Source organism: Buttiauxella cochleicola (assembly GCF_021283185.1).
In the GTDB taxonomy this organism is placed as follows: domain Bacteria; phylum Pseudomonadota; class Gammaproteobacteria; order Enterobacterales; family Enterobacteriaceae; genus Buttiauxella; species Buttiauxella massiliensis.
In genome coordinates, this window is record NZ_JAJSOS010000033.1 from 1 (window position 1) to 1433 (window position 1433).

Genomic DNA, 1433 nt, shown 5'->3' on the forward strand with positions numbered 1-1433 from the left:
CGTCCTGCTGCTGGTTTTCCTTGTCGCGGATAGTAATACTGCCTTCGCTGATGGCCGCTTTTGTGGTGCCTGATGCCTCACCTTCACCGCCCGCGCCAACCAGCACGCCATTCGCCATATTGCCGATAAAGTTCTCGGCAACACTCCCGCCGGTGCTGATGCCCACGCCCTGGTGTTCGGTGCTGTACTCCGCTTTATTGCCGATATCGCTGAAGCCCAGGGTGCCGGTGTCGAGGCTGTTTTTACTGGCCTCGCCAGTGCTGGCAATCACCGCACCATCAAGCTGCGTATGCCCGCCCACCGTGATATCAAAGCCACCATCACCCGCAAAAATCCCCGACTGCTCGATGACCGAGTTGTAGTCGCTGTTCATCTGGTCATTACTGGCGCTGATGCTGCCCGAGCCGGTCATCGTCCCGAAGGAGAAGCTCGCCCCACCGCTGATGCTCTTCTGACTGCTGTCGTAGTGGTCGCTGTCCTGCAGACTGCTGATAGTCAGGTCGCCACCAATATCCGCCACCACGCTGTTGCCGCTCACCTGCGCACCGGCTATCGTCGTGTCGTCGCCGCTGTGGAGAGTGACTCTATTCCCGGCGTCTATCGTGGTTTCGTTATGCTGCGTGCCGTTGCCGCTCTCGCTACCTTTAGAGGCATTGCCGCTGGCAGAAATGTTAATCCCTGCACCGTCTTTGCCCATGCCGATGCCAACTCCGATTGCCCCGCCGCTGCTCTTGTTCTCGCCTTCAAGCAACTGCGTGTTCTGCGACGAAATCAGATTGATGTCGTTCGCCGCATCCAGCGTCACATTCAGCCCGGCTTTAATCTGGCTGCCGATGGCGGTGATGTCGCCGCCCGTGGCGGTTATCGAGACATTATCCCCCGCTGTTAACGTGCTGCCCGTCGCCGTGTTCTGCTCGCTGTGGCTTTTCGATTTCGACGACTGCGTGCCCAGCGACGCGCTGACGCCGAATGCTGTGGAAGCATCGCCGGTGGTGGCCTGCGCCAGCTCCATCGCCTGGCCTGTCGAGATGCCGCTCATCACGCTCTGGGCGATTTTCAGCGCTGCCAGACGGTCGTCACTTTCGTCGCTCACCGACTGTGCCGTTGTCACCGCGCTGTTCACCGCACTGCCTGCCGCACCCGACAATGCTATCGTCAGTCCACTCTGTTTTTGCTCGAACGACTCATCATGAGTTCGTGCATCACGCCCCGGCTCTATCAGCACGCTGTCGCCGGTAATGTTTAAATCTTTCCCGGCGATAATATCCGCACCGCCGATGTGCGCCTGCCCGCCTGCGTTGATGCTGACATCGCCCGCCGTCGACCCTACCGTGCTGAAACTCTGGCTCTGGGTCGTGCCTTCGTCGTTCATTTCATAGCGCGATTTATTCGTCCCGATGGTGACGCCGATACCGCCACCGCTGAACATGCCG

1 protein-coding gene is annotated in these 1433 nt (G+C 59.6%); it reads right to left on the reverse strand.

What is annotated here, in order from left to right; translation table 11 throughout:
• The coding region (locus LVQ76_RS22265; RefSeq protein ID WP_232922473.1) for a hemagglutinin repeat-containing protein at window positions 1-1433 on the reverse strand (1433 nt) is incomplete at both ends.